This window comes from Kitasatospora sp. NPDC056138, from assembly GCF_042264695.1.
In the GTDB taxonomy this organism is placed as follows: Bacteria; Actinomycetota; Actinomycetes; order Streptomycetales; family Streptomycetaceae; genus Kitasatospora.
Genome location: NZ_JBHJVK010000014.1, coordinates 43,799 through 58,971, shown reverse-complemented (window position 1 = coordinate 58,971; position 15,173 = coordinate 43,799). Strand labels below are relative to the sequence as shown.

Annotated in this window: 12 protein-coding genes and 1 riboswitch; of the genes, 9 read left to right on the top strand and 3 right to left on the bottom strand. The window is 73.4% G+C overall.

Going from position 1 to position 15,173, the window contains the following annotated elements:
* Positions 1 to 2: 2 nt before the first annotated feature.
* The 5 genes from ACFC1R_RS12315 (at position 3) to ACFC1R_RS12295 (ending at position 5,064) form a co-directional block, all read left to right on the top strand.
* Positions 3 to 965 (top strand): HpcH/HpaI aldolase/citrate lyase family protein, encoded by a 963-nt coding sequence (locus ACFC1R_RS12315; RefSeq protein ID WP_375936884.1) that lies wholly within the window; start codon positions 3 to 5, stop codon positions 963 to 965.
* Positions 966 to 987: 22 nt separating this feature from the next.
* A complete protein-coding gene (locus tag ACFC1R_RS12310) occupies positions 988 to 1,491 on the top strand; it encodes a MaoC family dehydratase (protein WP_375936881.1) in 504 nt (167 codons plus the stop codon).
* 196 nt (positions 1,492 to 1,687) lie between these two features.
* Positions 1,688 to 2,920, top strand: coding sequence for an acyl-CoA dehydrogenase family protein (locus ACFC1R_RS12305; protein ID WP_375936878.1), 1,233 nt, complete (start codon positions 1,688 to 1,690; stop codon positions 2,918 to 2,920).
* Between the two features lie 589 nt (positions 2,921 to 3,509).
* Positions 3,510 to 4,199 carry a phosphatidylserine decarboxylase gene (locus ACFC1R_RS12300; protein ID WP_375936875.1) on the top strand — a complete coding sequence of 230 codons (690 nt, stop codon included), beginning with the start codon at positions 3,510 to 3,512 and terminating at the stop codon, positions 4,197 to 4,199.
* Entirely contained in the window at positions 4,186 to 5,064 is an 879-nt protein-coding gene (locus ACFC1R_RS12295; RefSeq protein WP_045301468.1) for a phosphatidylcholine/phosphatidylserine synthase, read from the top strand. Before ACFC1R_RS12300 ends, ACFC1R_RS12295 begins: the two co-directional genes overlap by 14 nt.
* A gap of 334 nt (positions 5,065 to 5,398) precedes the next feature.
* On the opposite strand, the gene ACFC1R_RS12290 is transcribed toward ACFC1R_RS12295, so the two are convergent.
* The 3 genes from ACFC1R_RS12290 to ACFC1R_RS12280 form a co-directional block, all read right to left on the bottom strand.
* Positions 5,399 to 6,901, bottom strand: a complete 1,503-nt coding sequence (locus ACFC1R_RS12290; RefSeq protein WP_375936872.1) for a hypothetical protein — start codon at positions 6,899 to 6,901, stop codon at positions 5,399 to 5,401.
* Positions 6,902 to 7,152: 251 nt separating this feature from the next.
* A complete protein-coding gene (locus ACFC1R_RS12285; protein WP_375936869.1) occupies positions 7,153 to 8,265 on the bottom strand; it encodes an alpha/beta hydrolase family protein in 1,113 nt (370 codons plus the stop codon).
* Positions 8,266 to 8,401: 136 nt separating this feature from the next.
* Positions 8,402 to 9,097: a helix-turn-helix domain-containing protein gene (locus ACFC1R_RS12280; RefSeq protein WP_375936867.1), complete on the bottom strand. Its 696-nt coding sequence runs from the start codon at positions 9,095 to 9,097 to the stop codon at positions 8,402 to 8,404.
* A 409-nt stretch (positions 9,098 to 9,506) separates the two neighbouring features.
* A riboswitch (cobalamin riboswitch) is annotated at positions 9,507 to 9,688 on the top strand.
* Between the two features lie 123 nt (positions 9,689 to 9,811).
* Here ACFC1R_RS12280 and ACFC1R_RS12275 point away from each other — a divergent pair.
* From ACFC1R_RS12275 to cobO, 4 genes are all read left to right on the top strand, one after another.
* Positions 9,812 to 10,759, top strand: coding sequence for a cobalamin biosynthesis protein (locus ACFC1R_RS12275; RefSeq protein ID WP_375937069.1), 948 nt, complete (start codon positions 9,812 to 9,814; stop codon positions 10,757 to 10,759).
* Between the two features lie 205 nt (positions 10,760 to 10,964).
* On the top strand, positions 10,965 to 12,476 hold the full coding sequence (locus ACFC1R_RS12270; RefSeq protein WP_375936864.1) for a cobyric acid synthase: 1,512 nt from the start codon (positions 10,965 to 10,967) through the stop codon (positions 12,474 to 12,476).
* Positions 12,476 to 14,524, top strand: coding sequence for a putative cobaltochelatase (locus ACFC1R_RS12265; protein WP_375936861.1), 2,049 nt, complete (start codon positions 12,476 to 12,478; stop codon positions 14,522 to 14,524). Before ACFC1R_RS12270 ends, ACFC1R_RS12265 begins: the two co-directional genes overlap by 1 nt.
* Before the next feature lie 3 nt (positions 14,525 to 14,527).
* On the top strand, positions 14,528 to 15,133 hold the full coding sequence (gene cobO, locus ACFC1R_RS12260; RefSeq protein ID WP_375936858.1) for a cob(I)yrinic acid a,c-diamide adenosyltransferase: 606 nt from the start codon (positions 14,528 to 14,530) through the stop codon (positions 15,131 to 15,133).
* The last annotated feature ends 40 nt before the right edge of the window (positions 15,134 to 15,173 follow it).

The following is a 15,173-nucleotide window of genomic DNA, read 5'->3' as shown; positions in this document are numbered from 1 at the left end:
ACATGAGCACCGTCAACCGCCTCCGGCCCCGCCGTTCCTGCCTCGCCGTGCCCGGGAGCAACCCGCGCTTCCTGGAGAAGGCCCAGGGCCTCGCCGCCGACCAGGTCTTCCTCGACCTGGAGGACGCCTGCGCCCCGCTGGTCAAGGAGAGCGCCCGCCACAACATCGTGGACGCCCTCAACAACGGTGACTGGGGCAGCAAGACCCGCGTCGTGCGGGTCAACGACTGGACCACCCACTGGACCTACCGGGACGTGATCACGGTCGTCGAGGGCGCCGGACCGAACCTGGACTGCATCATGCTGCCCAAGGTCCAGGACGCCACCCAGGTCAGGGCGCTCGACCTGCTGCTCACCCAGATCGAGAAGACGATGGGCTTCGAGGTCGGCCGGATCGGCATCGAGGCGCAGATCGAGAACGCCAAGGGCCTGGTCAACGTCGACGAGATCGCCGCCGCCTCGCCGCGCCTGGAGACGATCATCTTCGGCCCGGCCGACTTCATGGCCTCGATCAACATGAAGACCCTGGTGGTCGGCCAGCAGCCCCCCGGCTACCCGGCGGACGCCTACCACTACATCCTGATGCGCATCCTGATGGCCGCCCGCACCCACGACCTGCAGGCCATCGACGGCCCCTTCCTGCAGATCCGCAACCCCGACGGCTACCGCGAGGTGGCCGGCCGCGCCGCCGCGCTGGGCTTCGACGGCAAGTGGGTGCTGCACCCGGACCAGGTCGCCATCGCCAACGAGGTCTTCTCCCCCTCCCAGGAGGACTACGACCACGCCGAGCTGATCCTGGACGCCTACGACTGGTGCACCTCGGAGGCCGGCGGCGCCAAGGGCTCGGCGATGCTCGGCGACGAGATGATCGACGAGGCCAGCCGCAAGATGGCCCTGGTCATCGCGGGCAAGGGCCGCGCCGCCGGGTTCGAGCGCACCTCGAAGTTCGAGCCCCCGCAGTCCTGACCCAGCCGAGGAGACCACTGAAATGCAGTTCGGACGCACCTACGAGGAGTTCGAGGTCGGCGCGGTCTACAAGCACTGGCCCGGCAAGACGGTCACCGAGTACGACGACCACCTCTTCTGCCTGCTCACCATGAACCACCACCCCCTCCACATGGACGCCAACTATGCGGAGAACACGACGGACTTCGGCAAGAACGTCGTGGTGGGCAACTACATCTACTCCCTGCTGCTCGGCATGTCCGTCCCGGACGTCTCCGGCAAGGCCATCGCCAACCTGGAGATCGAGTCGCTGCGCCACGTCGCGCCGACCTTCCACGGCGACACGATCTACGGCGAGACGACCGTCCTCGACAAGTGGCCGTCCAAGTCCAAGGACGACCGGGGCATCGTCCACGTCGAGACCAAGGGCTACAAGCAGGACGGCACGGTCGTCTGCATCTTCCGCCGCAAGGTGATGGTGCCGACCGAGACCTACATCAAGGAGCGCGGCGGGGAGCAGCCCGGACGGCCGACCCCGCTCTCCTGAGCCCCTCCCCAGCCCCACTCCCCCGAGACCCCGGACGGGGTGGCCGCCGTCATCGGCCGCCCCTCACCCGGACACGGGGGCCCTGCTGCCGCAGCCACGCCGGCGGGGCCCCCGTCACCCCCACTTCCTCCGCCGCCCGCCACCGCCCTTCGGGGACGCGCCGCGCGCGACACCCCTATACATACGGAGCCGCACGATGGGACGCCTCGCACAGACCGACGGCCTCACCGAGATCCAGCGGGACATCCTCGCCACCGTGCGGGACTTTGTCGACAAGGAGATCATCCCGGTCGCGACCGAGCTGGAGCACAGGGACGAGTACCCGACCGCGATCGTGGAGGGGATGAAGCAGCTCGGCCTGTTCGGCCTGACCATCCCCGAGGAGTTCGGCGGCCTCGGCGAGTCGCTGCTGACCTACGCGCTGGTGGTCGAGGAGATCGCCCGCGGCTGGATGTCGGTCTCCGGCATCGTCAACACGCACTTCATCGTCGCCCACATGATCAACGCCCACGGCACCCAGGAGCAGAAGGAGTACTTCCTGCCCAGGATGGCGGCCGGCGAGATCCGCGGCGCCTTCTCGATGTCCGAGCCGGGCCTCGGCTCCGACGTCGCGGCGATCTCCACCAAGGCTGTCAAGGTCAGTGGGGGCACCTCCCAGCCGGAGGCTGGGGGAGACTTCTACGTCCTCAACGGCCAGAAGATGTGGCTGACCAACGGCGGCACCTCCACCCTGGTCGCGGTGCTGTGCAAGACCGACGAGGGCGGCTCGACCCCGTACAAGAACATGACCACCTTCCTGGTCGAGAAGACGCCCGGTTTCGGCCCCAACCCGACGGTCCCCGGTCTCACCGTGCCCGGGAAGATCGAGAAGATGGGCTACAAGGGCGTCGACACCACCGAGCTGGTGCTCCAGGACGTCCGCATCCCGGCCGACCGGATCCTGGGCGGGGTCCCGGGCCGGGGCTTCTACCAGATGATGGACGGCGTCGAGGTCGGCCGGGTCAACGTCGCGGCCCGGGGCTGCGGTGTCGCCCGGCGCGCCTTCGAGCTGGGCATCTCGTACGCCCAGCAGCGCTCCACCTTCGGCAAGAAGATCGCCGAGCACCAGGCGATCCAGTTCAAGCTGGCCGAGATGGCCACCAAGGTCGAGGCCGCCCACCAGATGATGGTGATGGCCGCCCGCAAGAAGGACAGCGGCGAGCGGAACGACCTGGAGGCCGGGATGGCCAAGTACCTCGCCTCGGAGTACTGCAAGGAGGTCGTCGAGGACGCCTTCCGGATCCACGGCGGCTACGGCTTCTCCAAGGAGTACGAGATCGAGCGCCTCTACCGCGAGGCCCCGATGCTGCTGATCGGTGAAGGTACTGCGGAGATCCAGAAGATGATCGTGGGCCGCCGCCTGCTGGAGGAGTACCGCATCGCGGAGTGAGACACGCCGGTGAGCACCCGGTCCGGATCCCGCCACGCCGGATCCGGACCGCCAGGCCCGGCACGAGAGCCATTCGAAAGCCGGGAGGCGGGCGTGCGGGCCTGCCTCCCGGCCCCGCCGTACCGCGGCAGTCCCCGGGCCTGGTCAGCCGATCGGGGGCGGTACGGCGTTTTGGGGAAGGTCGTAGGGCGCGTACCCGCCGGTGCGCGCCCTACGGCACACCTGCACTCCCCAATCGCCCCAGAACGGCCCACAGGGCCCGCTCAGCGCCCTTTCGACCCCTCCTCCGGGCTGCGGGATCCGGAGCTGACTCCCAGTCAGCCAGGACCCGCCTCGTCGCTCTTGTCCGAATTGAGACATGGGTCACGCGCTTCGTCCAGCCTCTTGGGAACCGCGCCGACCCGAGCTACGGTCGTACACATAGCAGGCACAGATCGGCGCCGCACCGGACTCCTGAACACGCAGGCGGCTTGCCCACCTACCGCCTGGTCCCGATAGCATCCACCGGGACAGCAGCCGTCCCCATCTCACCCGATCCCCGCGGTGGCCCCCGTCCAGCGGCCATGATCCCCCGCGACTAAGGTCTTCGATGCCCATCAGCCCGTCCCCTCACACCTCCGCTCCGGCCGGCGCCCTCGACGCCCCGGCGGGCGGTCGGCGTCCCCGCGTGACCATTGCGCGCGGCGCCACCCCCTGGTTCGTCCCGACCCTGGCCACTGCCGCCCTCACCACCGCCCTCACCAGGCGGAACGGCAAGTGGGCCGTGGCAGCGGTACCGGCCTGCGCGCTCGGCGCGGGCATGCTGTGGTTCTTCCGCGACCCGGAGCGCGAGATCGGCGCCGGCAGAGTGATCTCCCCCGCCGACGGTGTGGTGCAGAGCATCGATGCCTGGCCGGACGGCCGGACCCGTGTCGCGATCTTCATGAGCCCGCTCAATGTGCACGTCAACCGCGCCCCGCTGCCCGGCACGGTGACATCCGTCGAACACGTCGCCGGAGGCTTCGTCCCGGCGTTCAACAAGGACAGCGACCGCAACGAGCGGGTCGTCTGGCACTTCGACACCGAGCTCGGCGACATCGAGATGGTGCAGATCGCGGGGGCCGTGGCCCGCCGCATCGTGCCGTACGTGGACGCCGGCACCAAGGTCGAGCAGGGCGAGCGGGTCGGGCTGATCCGCTTCGGCTCTCGCGTAGACACCTACCTGCCGGCCGGCGTCGACGTCGGCGTCGAGGTCGGCCAGAAGACCACTGCCGGGGTGACACGCCTTGACCGTGACTGATCCTGAGACTCTCGTCGGCCTGAGCGAGGAGGAGGAGACCGGCCTGCACCGCCGCCGCTGGGCACGCGACCGCGAGCTGCGCGCTCCCCGCTCTCCGCAGCACCTCTCCACCGCCGACTTCCTGACCCTGGGCAACGCCGTCTGCGGCTTCATGGCGATCTACTCGATCACCACCGGGGTCCTGATGCCGCACCTGATGGGCGACGCCATGCCGAACAGGCACAGCGCCGCCACCGCCGTGACGCTGCTGCTGATCGGCTCGATGTGCGACCTCTTCGACGGCCTGGTGGCGCGCAAGCTGCGCTCCTCCGCGCTCGGCGCCGAGCTCGACAACCTGGCCGACCTGATCAGCTTCGGCATCGCGCCGGCCTACTTCGTCGCGGTCTGGGGCATCGTCTCGCCGGACAGCAACCAGCAGCTCTCGGCGTTCATCGCGGTGACCGTCCTGCTCGCCGTCGTCCTGCGGCTGGCCAGGTTCTCCGCCGTGAAGATGCGGCCGGGGATCTTCCAGGGCATGCCCTGCCCGATGGGCGCGATGACGGTGATCGCCATCGTGCTGCTCGAACCGCCGCTGATGCTCGGCCTGCTGATGATCCTCGGCGTGGCGTACCTGATGGTGAGCCGCATCGAGTACCCCAAGCCGCAGGGCCTGCTGGCCACGGCGACGCTGTGCTGGATCGTGGTCTCCATCGGCTGCCTGGCGGCCTGGGCCGCCGGCCTGCCGGGCGGCGACACGCTGATGCACATCGGGGCGATCGCGCAGATCACGCTGGCCGCGATGGCGCCGCTGCTGGTCATCCGCCGCAAGGTGGGCCAGAAGGTGGGCGACGTCCGCGCCCGCCGCGCGGAGTCGCGGGGCTGCTGAGCCCGCCGTGAACGCCCGAAGGGGCCCGGATCCGCTACGGGATCCGGGCCCCTTCGGGCGTTCCGGGGGCGGTGGGCCTTTCCGGGCCGTGAGCCCTTCGGGGCACGGGGTGGGGCAACCGTCAGGGGCGCGGGGAACTGCGCGCGGCGGAGGACGACCGCGGTCGGCCGAGCCCGGTGGGCCGGGTTGCGGCAGCCCCCGGCGCGGCGGTGCCGCTTGGTCCCCGGTGGGTGCGTGCGGGCCTGGGCCTTCCGGTTTCGCGCAGTTCCCGCGCCCCTCGGGAGCAGCCCCCCTTGCCCCTTGCCCCTTGCCCCTTGCCCCTGACCGGGCCGGACTAGGCGCCGCCGCGGTGGACGCTGAAGGCGGAGCGGCGGGCGGCACGGGCCACGGCGGGATCCGGGTGGACGCCCGCGACGGCGGTGAGCACGGAGGCCGAGCGGGGGTGGCCGGACTGCCTGGCCCGGTTGAACAGCCGGACCGGCTCGCCCGCCGAGGCACCCTCGACATGGCCCACCAGCAGCTCGGTCTCACCGTGGTCGAGTACGGCGGCGGCCGTGTCCACCCAGAGCCAGGCGGCGTCGTCCGCGCCGAGCACGTCGGCCGGCGAGACCCCCTCGTCCGACTGCTCGGCCAGCCAGAGCAGGGCGTACGGACGCAGTACCGGTTCGTCGACGGCGGCCCGGACGGCCTGCTCGGCGGTGCCACCCGCGACCCGGAGCGCCTCGAAGGCGAGCCCGCGCAGCAGCGCGTCCTCGCCCCGGGCGGCGTCCAGCAGCTCGGCGACCGCACGGTCCACCGGGCGGGCGGCGACCCAGGCCCGGTACTCGGCGCGGGCCGGGCCCGGGGAGTAGTTGGCGCAGGCGTCCAGGAGCTCCAGCGCGCTCTGCTCGATGTGCCCGGCCGCGGTCTGGGCGACCGTGCAGATCTCCTCCAGCTTGGCGCGCACGGCCCAGTGCCCGAGCAGGGAGAGCTCCGCCGCCTCGTCCCGGCGGACCAGGGCGCCGACGGCGGCGAGGCCGTCCAGCATCCAGTCGAGGACGGCGGCGACGTCCGAGGGGGCCGGCGGGTTGTCCACCTGCGGCTCGCGGCAGGTGCCGCGGACCGCGGAGACGGCCGAGGCGGCGTGCGGGACCGGGGAGAGCGTCAGCGTGCCCGTACCGGCGCCGTGGCGGCGCTCGTCCAGGCCGCGCCGGAGCAGTTCGAGCAGTTCGCTGTCGGCGACCGGGCCGTCCACCAGGTGCAGGAAGGAGAGCAGGTGGGGCGCGTGGTCGACGGCCTGCCCGGCGAGGACGGCGAAGACTCCGCGCATCGCGGCGGGCGGAACGGGGGCGACCAGCGTCCAGGAGTCGAACAGCGCGGACCAGCCCCGGATCACCGCCTCGTCGTCGTGCTCCCAGGCGTGCAGCCGCCAGCCCGGTCCGGCACCGCCCTCGCGCGGTTCGACCAGCCCCACCAGCAGGGCCTGGCCCCAGGCCTTGGCCGCGGCGCCGACCGTCATGGCGAGCGCGCGCCCGGCGGCGCGGGCGTCGTCGGGGAGCAGCTCGCCCCGGCGGTCGACCTTGTCGAGTTCACCCGCCCAGCGCGCGATCCGGACCGCGTCCACGAGCATCCGGCGGGCCAGCGGGGCGAGCTCGGCCGGTGCGGGGAAGCCGTCGGGCACCGGGACCCTCCCCCGTCCCGGCTTGGGCGCCGGGGTACGGCGGCGGGCTGCGGCGGGGTGGCCGGGGTGCGCGCCGTCGGCGCGGCGGACCGTACCGGGCAGACGGGTCACCGTCGCACCGGTACCGATCGTCGGCGGGAGCGGGGCATCACGGTCGCGCGGGTTCCGAGACGTCACGCCGTGCAGTCTTCCCCGTGCACCGGCCTTCTGTCACATCGGGTTCGGCGCGTCTTTGGCCGCCCGGTGAGAAGGGGCGGAAGAGATCGGGCAACAGCCCGCAAACCGGGCCTGAACATTCGAATGGTTGGCCTGATTCGAGTGTCGTGTACCCAACAAAATGATCGACACTCCGTCAGGTTCAGGTCACCCGGAGCCCCCTGAATACCCGATCGGCAGTGACCGATCATCCACGGAGAGTGACCGAATGGTCAGAGCAGCGGGGTGAGCCAGCGGCGCAGCGCCTCCGCGTAGTCGTCCGGGTGGGCGTTCCACAGTTGCGTGTGCTCCGCGCCGGGCAGCTCGTGCAGGCTCACCAGGTCGGGGCGGTGGTACGCGAGGCGGCGGGCGGCCCCGATCGGCGCGATGCCGTCGGCCGGACTGCAGAGCAGCAGGGTGGGAACCCGCAGGTCCGCGCCGTCCGCGAGGCGGGCGAAGACGGCCGGGTCCACCTTGGTACGGCCTTCGGCGGCCAGCGCACCCAGCTCGGCGAGGGCCCCCGGGATACCCGCCCGGACGCTCTCCCGGCGCACGCTGGTGGACCAGTCGAGGATCGGGGAGTCAAGCACCAGACCGCCGATCGAGGCCTGCCTGGTGGACCTGGCCGCCGTCAGCAGGCACATCGTGGCGCCGAGCGACCAGCCGTACAGGACGACCCGTCCCGCGCCGCTGTCCAGGGCGAGCCCGATCGCCGACTCGACGTCCTGCCACTCGGTCTCGCCGAAGTGGCCGAGCCCGTCCGGCGGGGGCGGGGCCCCGGCGTCGCCCCGGTAGGTGACGGTCAGGGTCGGCAGTTTCAGCGAGTGCAGCAGCGGGAGCACCGGCAGCGCCTGGGTGCGGTCGGCGCCGGGGCCGTGCACCAGGATCACCCAGGTCCCGCGCATGCCGGGGACGTACCAGGCGGGCAGCAGTCCGAGCTCGCCCTCGACGGCGGTCCCGGTGAAGTCGAGGCCGAGGGCGGTGGCCGGGTCGCCGAGGTGGACCCGGGGGGTCAGTTCGACCTCGGTGCCGACGGCGAGGGTGCCGTGCTCCGCGCGCTCCAGCCGACGGGTGACGGTCTGCACGTCGGTGCCCAGGACCTCGCCGACCACCGCGTGGCCGCCGCCGCGCCACTCCAGTGCGTACCGGCCCGGACGTTCGCTCTCCGGCGCCCGGGTGAGGGAGACCCTCCCGGCGGCGAGGTCGTGCACGCGGAGGGTGGCGGCCGCGCCCGGCCCGGCCGGCGGGCGGACCGAGCGCTCGGACACCCTGCGGCCGATCAGGATCACGGCTGCTCCGGCTCCGACGGCGGCGGCTGCCACGGCGGCGGCGGTTCCCCAACGCATAGCGCTCCCCGGTGTGCTGGACGGGACGGTGCCTCCCAGTCCACTCTCCGGGCCGCGCACGTGCCACCGGGGCGAGTCCGTCCGTGCGGGCCGGCTCCCGCCTGCCGGGTGCGGCCGCGCGGATCCCCGCCGCCCGCTACACGGGGATCTCGGTGGGGTAGCGGGAGAGCAGCTCCCAGAAGCGCCGGGCGAGCGGCTGCTGCGGCGCGCGATCGGCCGGGGCGGGGGTGGAGGAGCCCCAGTGCGTCGGGACCAGGTACTCGTTCTGCAGGTCCGAGAGCGCCGAGGAGAGGATGTCCGGCGCGACCGGGAGCAGTCGGCCGATCGCCTTCAGCTGCCCCTGCCAGCGGCCGTCGACGCACTGGCGCAGCCGCCGGTCGAGGTCGTCCTCACGGTGCGTCACCGCCAGCAGGGTGCGCAGGCCCAGGCCGAGGACGTGGGCGAGGGCGCGTGACTGCTCCTCGTCGCCGGTCCACCTGCCGGTCGACTCGGCCCGTTCGTACGCGGGCAGCGGCATCCCGATCCGGCGGGCCGCCTGTTCCCGGCCGAGCTCCCGGGCGAGGCGGAAGTCCCGCAGCGTGCCGGGAGGGGCACCCATCAGCTGGACCGGAGGGCACCACAGGACGCGCGCGAGGGCGATGAACTCCTCCTCGGACGGCCGGATCCCACCGCTCTCCCAGCCGGTCACATGGGCGGGCAGCAGTCGGATGCCGTGGGCGGCCATGCCCTCGGCCACCTGCTCGGGGGTCAGGCCGAGCCCGGTCCGGTGGGACCGCGCGGCCGTCGGGGAGAACGGCACCGGGGGCGGAGGGGGCGGCTGTCTGCGTCGCATGGCACCCGACCGTAGGGGGCCGCACATTTCGTCCACACCCCGCCGATTGCACGAAGCGCCAGTGTCCGCCCCGAGCCCGCGTCGGACGTTCCTCCAGCCCGTCCCGGGTGAATCGGTCCGCTACTCGGAGGTAGTGACGGTTCCTCGGCGGACGCGAGGAGCACGCGGGTGGCCGTCCGGGCGGCACCGCACACCCGCCGGGAGCCTGCCGAGGCGTCAGGCCGGTCCGGTCGCTTCAGCGGCCGGTCACTTCAGGCCCGGCTTGCCGAACGGCTGCCCGAGGTGGTCCTCGGTGGGCAGGCCGCAGGGCGGGCCAAGAGCCGGTCGCGGCGGGCCGGGGAGGCTGCCGCAGGGCTGTGACCAAGCCCTCCGCCGGGTTTGTTGACTCCCGGTCGCGGCCCGTGGTGGGATCTTTCAGCCAAACGGAGGCATGCAGAGGAAGCCGGTGCGAGTCCGGCGCGGTCCCGCCACTGTCACCGGGGAGCACACTCGACGTTTGGTCACGGCGGTCCGTTCGCACGGCTGCCGGCGGACCGGGGGTGTGTCCGCCCCGGAAGCCAGGAGACTCTCGCCTCCGGTACGTCGATCCAGGGCGCGGACCCTGAGTGAGGACACGCACGCCATGCAGGCTGCCCCGGCCCGAGTACGGCCGCCGCTCGACCTCGGGTCCGTCCCCCGGTCCGCCTCCGTCGCCCTGCCCGCGCCGTGCCTCGACTGAACCGCAGCGCCGCCTTCGCCCTGGGCAGCATCGCCGGGTACCTCGCCGACGCCGCCCTCGCCGACCCCCGGCGCGGGCACCCCGTCGCCGCCTTCGGCACCGCCGCCGGACGTCTGGAGCGTGCGCTCTGGCGCAACCGGCGGGCGGCGGGCGCCGTGTACACCGCCGCCTGCGTCGGTGCGGTCGCGGCCGGGGCGGTGCTCGCCGAACGCGCGCTCGGGCGCAGCAGATGCGGACAGGCGGCGCTGGCCGCCGCCGCGACCTGGACGGTGCTCGGCGGCACCTCGCTCACCCGGGAGGCCAGGACCATCGGCCGTTCGCTCCAGGCCGGCGATCTGACCGCCGCCCGCGCGCGGCTGCCGCACCTGTGCGGCCGCGACCCGAGCGCACTGGACGAGCAGCAGATCGCCCGCGCCGTGGTCGAGTCGGTGGCGGAGAACACCGCCGACGCCGTGGTCAACGCGCTGACCTGGGGTGCGCTGGCCGGTACGCCCGGGCTGCTCGCCTTTCGGGCCGTCAACACGCTGGACGCGATGGTCGGACACCGCTCCCCGCGCCATCTGCGCTTCGGCTGGGCCTCGGCCCGGCTGGACGACGTGGCCGGCTGGCCCGGCGCCCGGCTGACCGCCCTGCTCACGGTGGCCGCCGCGCCCGAACGCGGTACCGCCTGGCGGGTCTGGCGGCGGGACGGCTCCGCTCACCCGAGCCCCAACGCCGGGCAGGCCGAGTCCGCCTTCGCCGGGGCGCTGGGCGTGCGGCTGGGCGGCACCCTGCACTACGGCGAGCGGGTGGAGCACCGGCCGGTGCTCGGCGCGGAGCTGCGGCCGGTGGCGGTCGGGGACATCGAGCGGGCGTGCCGGCTGTCCCGGCGGGTGGGTGTGCTGGCGCTGGCGGCCACCGTGGCCGGGCGGACGCTGTGGACCTGGCGGCGGAGGCGGACGTGAGTGCACGTCACGGAGCGGTGCCGCGCTGCGCCGGTCCGGCCGCCCTCCGGGCCGGGCACAACCGGGCAGGGCACAACCGGGCAGGGCAAGGCCGGGCAGAGCGGAGCTGGGCAGGGCACAGCCGGGTGGGGCAACGCCGGGTAGAGCACGGCCGGGTGGGGCATGGCCGGGGAAGAACGACGACCGTGAAGCGGAGCGGAGAAGCATGAGCGGGGCACTGCTGGTCGCCGGGACGACCTCGGACGCGGGCAAGAGCGTGGTCACGGCGGGCATCTGCCGCTGGCTGGCCCGACAGGGCGTCAGGGTCGCGCCGTTCAAGGCGCAGAACATGTCGCTGAACTCCTTCGTGACCGCCGACGGCGCCGAGATCGGCCGGGCGCAGGCGATGCAGGCGCAGGCCGCCCGGGTCGAGCCGGAGGCGGCGATGAACCCGGTGCTGCTCAAGCCGGGTGCGGACGGCCGCAGTCAGGTGGTGCTGCTCGGCAGGCCGGTCGCCGAGGTCGGTGCGCTGGACTACCGCGAGCGCAAGCCCGTCCTGCTGGAGCGGGCGCTGGAGTGCCTGGCCGATCTGCGCAGCCGGTTCGAGGTGGTGGTCTGCGAGGGCGCGGGCTCGCCGGCCGAGATCAATCTGCGCGACCGGGACATCGCCAACATGGGGCTGGCCACGGCCGCCGGGCTGCCGGTGGTGGTGGTCGGCGACATCGACCGGGGCGGGGTCTTCGCCGCGATGTACGGGACGCTGGCGCTGCTCTCGGCGGAGGACCAGCGGCATGTGGCCGGCTGGTTCGTCAACAAGTTCCGGGGCGATGCCCGGCTGCTGGCGCCCGGCCTCGACATGCTGCACCAGCTGACCGGGCGTCCGGTACTGGGCACCCTGCCGATGCTCTCCGGCCTCTGGCTGGACGCCGAGGACTCGCTCGACCTGACCACCGTGGTGGACCACGCGGCGAGCAGCGGACCGGTCGGCGCGGACGTCCTGCGGGTGGCCGTGGTGCGCTTCCCGAGGCTGTCCAACTTCACCGACCTGGACGCGCTGGCGCAGGAGCCCGGCGTACTGGTGCGCTGGGCGACCCGCCCGGAGGAGCTGGCCGACGCCGACCTCGTCGTACTGCCCGGCAGCCGGGCCACCGTCGCCGACCTGGCCTGGCTGCGCGAGCGCGGCCTCGAACCCGCGCTGAAGGCGCGGGCGGCCGCCGGACTGCCGGTGCTCGGGGTCTGCGGCGGCTACCAGATGCTGGGCCGGAGCATCCTGGACGAGGTCGAGTCCGGGGCCGGCGAGGTCGCCGGGCTCGGTCTGCTGCCCACCCGGGTGGTCTTCGGACGCGAGAAGGTGCTGGCCAGGCCGGTCGGTGAGGCGTACGGCGAGCGGGTCGAGGGCTACGAGATCCACCACGGGGTGGTGTCCGTCGAGGGCGGCGAACCGTTCCTGGACGGCTGCCGGGTGGGCTCGGTCTGGGGCACCACCTGGCACGGCGCGCTGGAGAACGACGGCTTCCGGCGGCAACTGCTGCGCGAGGTGGCCGCGTCGGCCGGGCGGGCGTTCGTCCCCGCCTCCGACGTCTCGTTCGCGGCGGCCAGGGAGGCCCGTCTCGACCGGCTCGGCGACCTGATCGAGGAGCACGCCGACACCGACGCGCTCTGGAAGCTGATCGAGGGCGGGGCACCCGGTGGCCTGCCCTTCGTCCCGCCAGGGGCACCCCGAACGATGGAGAGCTGATGAGTGACGTCCGATACCCGTTCACCGCGATCGTCGGCATGGCCGACCTGCGGCTCGGGCTGCTGCTCAACGCGGTCTCCCCAGCCGTGGGCGGGGTGCTGGTGCGCGGTGAGAAGGGGACCGCCAAGTCGACCATGGTGCGTGCGCTGGCCGGGCTACTGCCCTCCATCGCGACCGTGCCCGGCTGCCGGTTCGCCTGCGACCCGGCGGCGGCCGACCCGCAGTGCCCGGACGGTCCGCACGCCCCGGAACCGGCCGAGCGGCGCCCGGCGCACCTGGTGGAGCTGCCCGTCGGCGTCTCCGAGGACCGGATCGTCGGCTCGCTCGACCTGGAGCGGGCGCTGGCCGAGGGCGTCAAGGCGTACGAACCCGGGCTGCTGGCCAAGGCTCACCGGGGCGTGCTCTACATCGACGAGGTCAACCTGCTGCAGGACCACGTGGTCGACCTGCTGCTGGACGCCGCCGCGATGGGCCGCTCCTACGTGGAGCGCGAGGGCGTCTCGGTGCGGCACGCGGCCCGGTTCCTGCTGGTCGGGACGATGAACCCGGAGGAGGGCGAGCTGCGCCCGCAGCTGCTCGACCGCTTCGGACTGACGGTCGAGATCGCCGCCACCCGCGACCCGGGCGAGCGCGCCGACGTGGTCCGGCGGCGGCTCGCCTACGACGCCGACCCGGCGGGCTTCGCCGCCCGCTACGCGGCGGACGAGCGGGCACTGGCCGAACGGATCACTGCAGCAAGGGAATTGCTGCCCGAGGTGGTACTGACCGATCTGGCACTGCGTCAGATCACCGCCGTGTGTGCGGCGTTCGAGGTGGACGGGCTGCGGGCGGACATCGTGATGGCCCGGACCGCGGTCGCGCTGGCGGCCTGGGACGGACGCACCGAGGTGCTGGAGGAGGACGTCCGCAAGGCCGCGCAGCTGGCACTGCCGCACCGGCGGCGCCGGAACCCGTTCGACGCACCCGGGCTGGACGAGGAGCAGCTGGACCGGACGCTGGCGGAGCACTCCCAGCCTGAGGAGCCCACCGACCCGGAGGGCGGTCCCGAGGGCGACGGTCCCGAGGGCGGCGGCCCTGACGGCGGCGGCCCCGACGGCGGCGGGGCTCCCGCGCCCGGTGACGCCCCGGACGGCAGTGCCGCCTCGGAGCCCGAGCCGCCGGCCGACGCGGGCGTCCCCCCGCAGGGCACGGGCGGTGCGGGCAAGGCGCCGGTGGCCTCCGCCGGGGACCCGTACCGCACCCGGCTGTTCAAGGTGCCCGGCACCGGAAAGGGCGCCCAGGGGCGCCGCTCCCCCGCCGAGACCGACGGCGGGCACACCGTCCGGGCCCGCCGCCCGCAGGGGACGCTGAGCCGGCTGCACCTGAGCGCCACGCTGCGCGCCGCCGCCCCGCACCAGGTGGCGCGGGGCCGCGACTCGCGCGCGCTGGTGCTGCGCCGGGACGACTTCCGTGAGCAGGTGCGCCAGGGCCGGGAGTCCAACCTGGTGCTGTTCGTGGTGGACGCCTCCGGGTCGATGGCGGCGCGGCAGCGGATGACCGCGGTCAAGGGCGCCGTGATGTCGCTGCTGATGGACGCGTACCAGCGCCGCGACAAGATCGGCATGATCACCTTCCGGGGCTCCTCGGCCGAACTGGCCCTGCCGCCCACTTCCTCGGTGGAGGTCGGCGCCGCCCGGCTGGAGCAGCTGCCCACCGGCGGCCGGACCCCGCTGGCGGCCGGGCTGCTGCGCGCGCACGAGGTGCTGCGGGTGGAGCGGATGCGCGACCCGCACCGCCGTCCGCTGCTGATGGTGGTCACCGACGGCCGCGCCACCGGCGGCCGGGACGCACTGGCCCAGGCCGGGCGGGCGGCCGGGCTGCTGGCCGGGCAGGGCCTGGCGAGCGTCGTACTGGACTGCGAGTCGGGACCGGTGCGGCTCGGCCTGGCCCGTACGCTGGCCGGCCAGCTGAACGCCCCCGCAGTAACGCTGGACGAACTGCGGGCCGAAGGTGTCACCGCACTGGTCCATGCGCACCGAACCGTTGGCCACGACCGAAAGGCAGCCTGAGCCATGCCGAAGGGTATTCCCGAGTCCGTCCCCGATGACGGCCTGACCACGCGTCAGCGCCGCACCCTGCCGATCACCGCCGTGCACACCGGCCCCGGCAAGGGCAAGTCCACCGCCGCCTTCGGGATGGCGCTGCGGGCCTGGAACCAGGGCTGGTCCGTCGGGGTGTTCCAGTTCGTGAAGTCCGCCAAGTGGAAGGTCGGCGAGGAGAACGCGCTGCGCGTGCTCGGCGCCTCCGGCGAGGGCGGCACGGTGGACTGGCACAAGATGGGCGAGGGCTGGTCCTGGGTGCAGCGCTCCGCCGAGATGGTCGAGTCCAGCGAGGAGGCGGCGAAGGAGGGCTGGGCGCAGATCAAGCGCGACCTGGCCGCCGAGCGCTACCGCTTCTACGTGCTGGACGAGTTCACCTACCCCATGCACTGGGGGTGGATCGACGTCGAGGAGGTGCTGACGGTGCTGCGCGAGCGCCCCGGCAGCCAGCACGTGGTCATCACCGGCCGCTACGCGCCCGAGGCGCTGACCGGGTTCGCCGACCTGGTCACCGAGATGACCAAGGTGAAGCACCCCATGGACGCGGGCCGCAAGGGCCAGCGCGGGATCGAGTGGTGACCGTACTGCCGTGAACAGCCCCCGTACCGACGCCCCCCGC

Bases quoted from the DNA above. Each gene is read 5' to 3' on its own strand.
- ACFC1R_RS12315 (WP_375936884.1), top strand. From the start codon at position 3: ATGAGCACCGTCAACCGCCTCCGGCCCCGCCGTTCCTGCCTCGCCGTG.
- ACFC1R_RS12310 (WP_375936881.1), top strand. From the start codon at position 988: ATGCAGTTCGGACGCACCTACGAGGAGTTCGAGGTCGGCGCGGTCTAC.
- ACFC1R_RS12305 (WP_375936878.1), top strand. From the start codon at position 1,688: ATGGGACGCCTCGCACAGACCGACGGCCTCACCGAGATCCAGCGGGAC.
- ACFC1R_RS12300 (WP_375936875.1), top strand. From the start codon at position 3,510: ATGCCCATCAGCCCGTCCCCTCACACCTCCGCTCCGGCCGGCGCCCTC.
- ACFC1R_RS12285 (WP_375936869.1), bottom strand. From the start codon at position 8,265: ATGCGTTGGGGAACCGCCGCCGCCGTGGCAGCCGCCGCCGTCGGAGCC.
- ACFC1R_RS12280 (WP_375936867.1), bottom strand. From the start codon at position 9,097: ATGCGACGCAGACAGCCGCCCCCTCCGCCCCCGGTGCCGTTCTCCCCG.
- ACFC1R_RS12270 (WP_375936864.1), top strand. From the start codon at position 10,965: ATGAGCGGGGCACTGCTGGTCGCCGGGACGACCTCGGACGCGGGCAAG.
- ACFC1R_RS12265 (WP_375936861.1), top strand. From the start codon at position 12,476: ATGAGTGACGTCCGATACCCGTTCACCGCGATCGTCGGCATGGCCGAC.
- cobO (WP_375936858.1), top strand. From the start codon at position 14,528: ATGCCGAAGGGTATTCCCGAGTCCGTCCCCGATGACGGCCTGACCACG.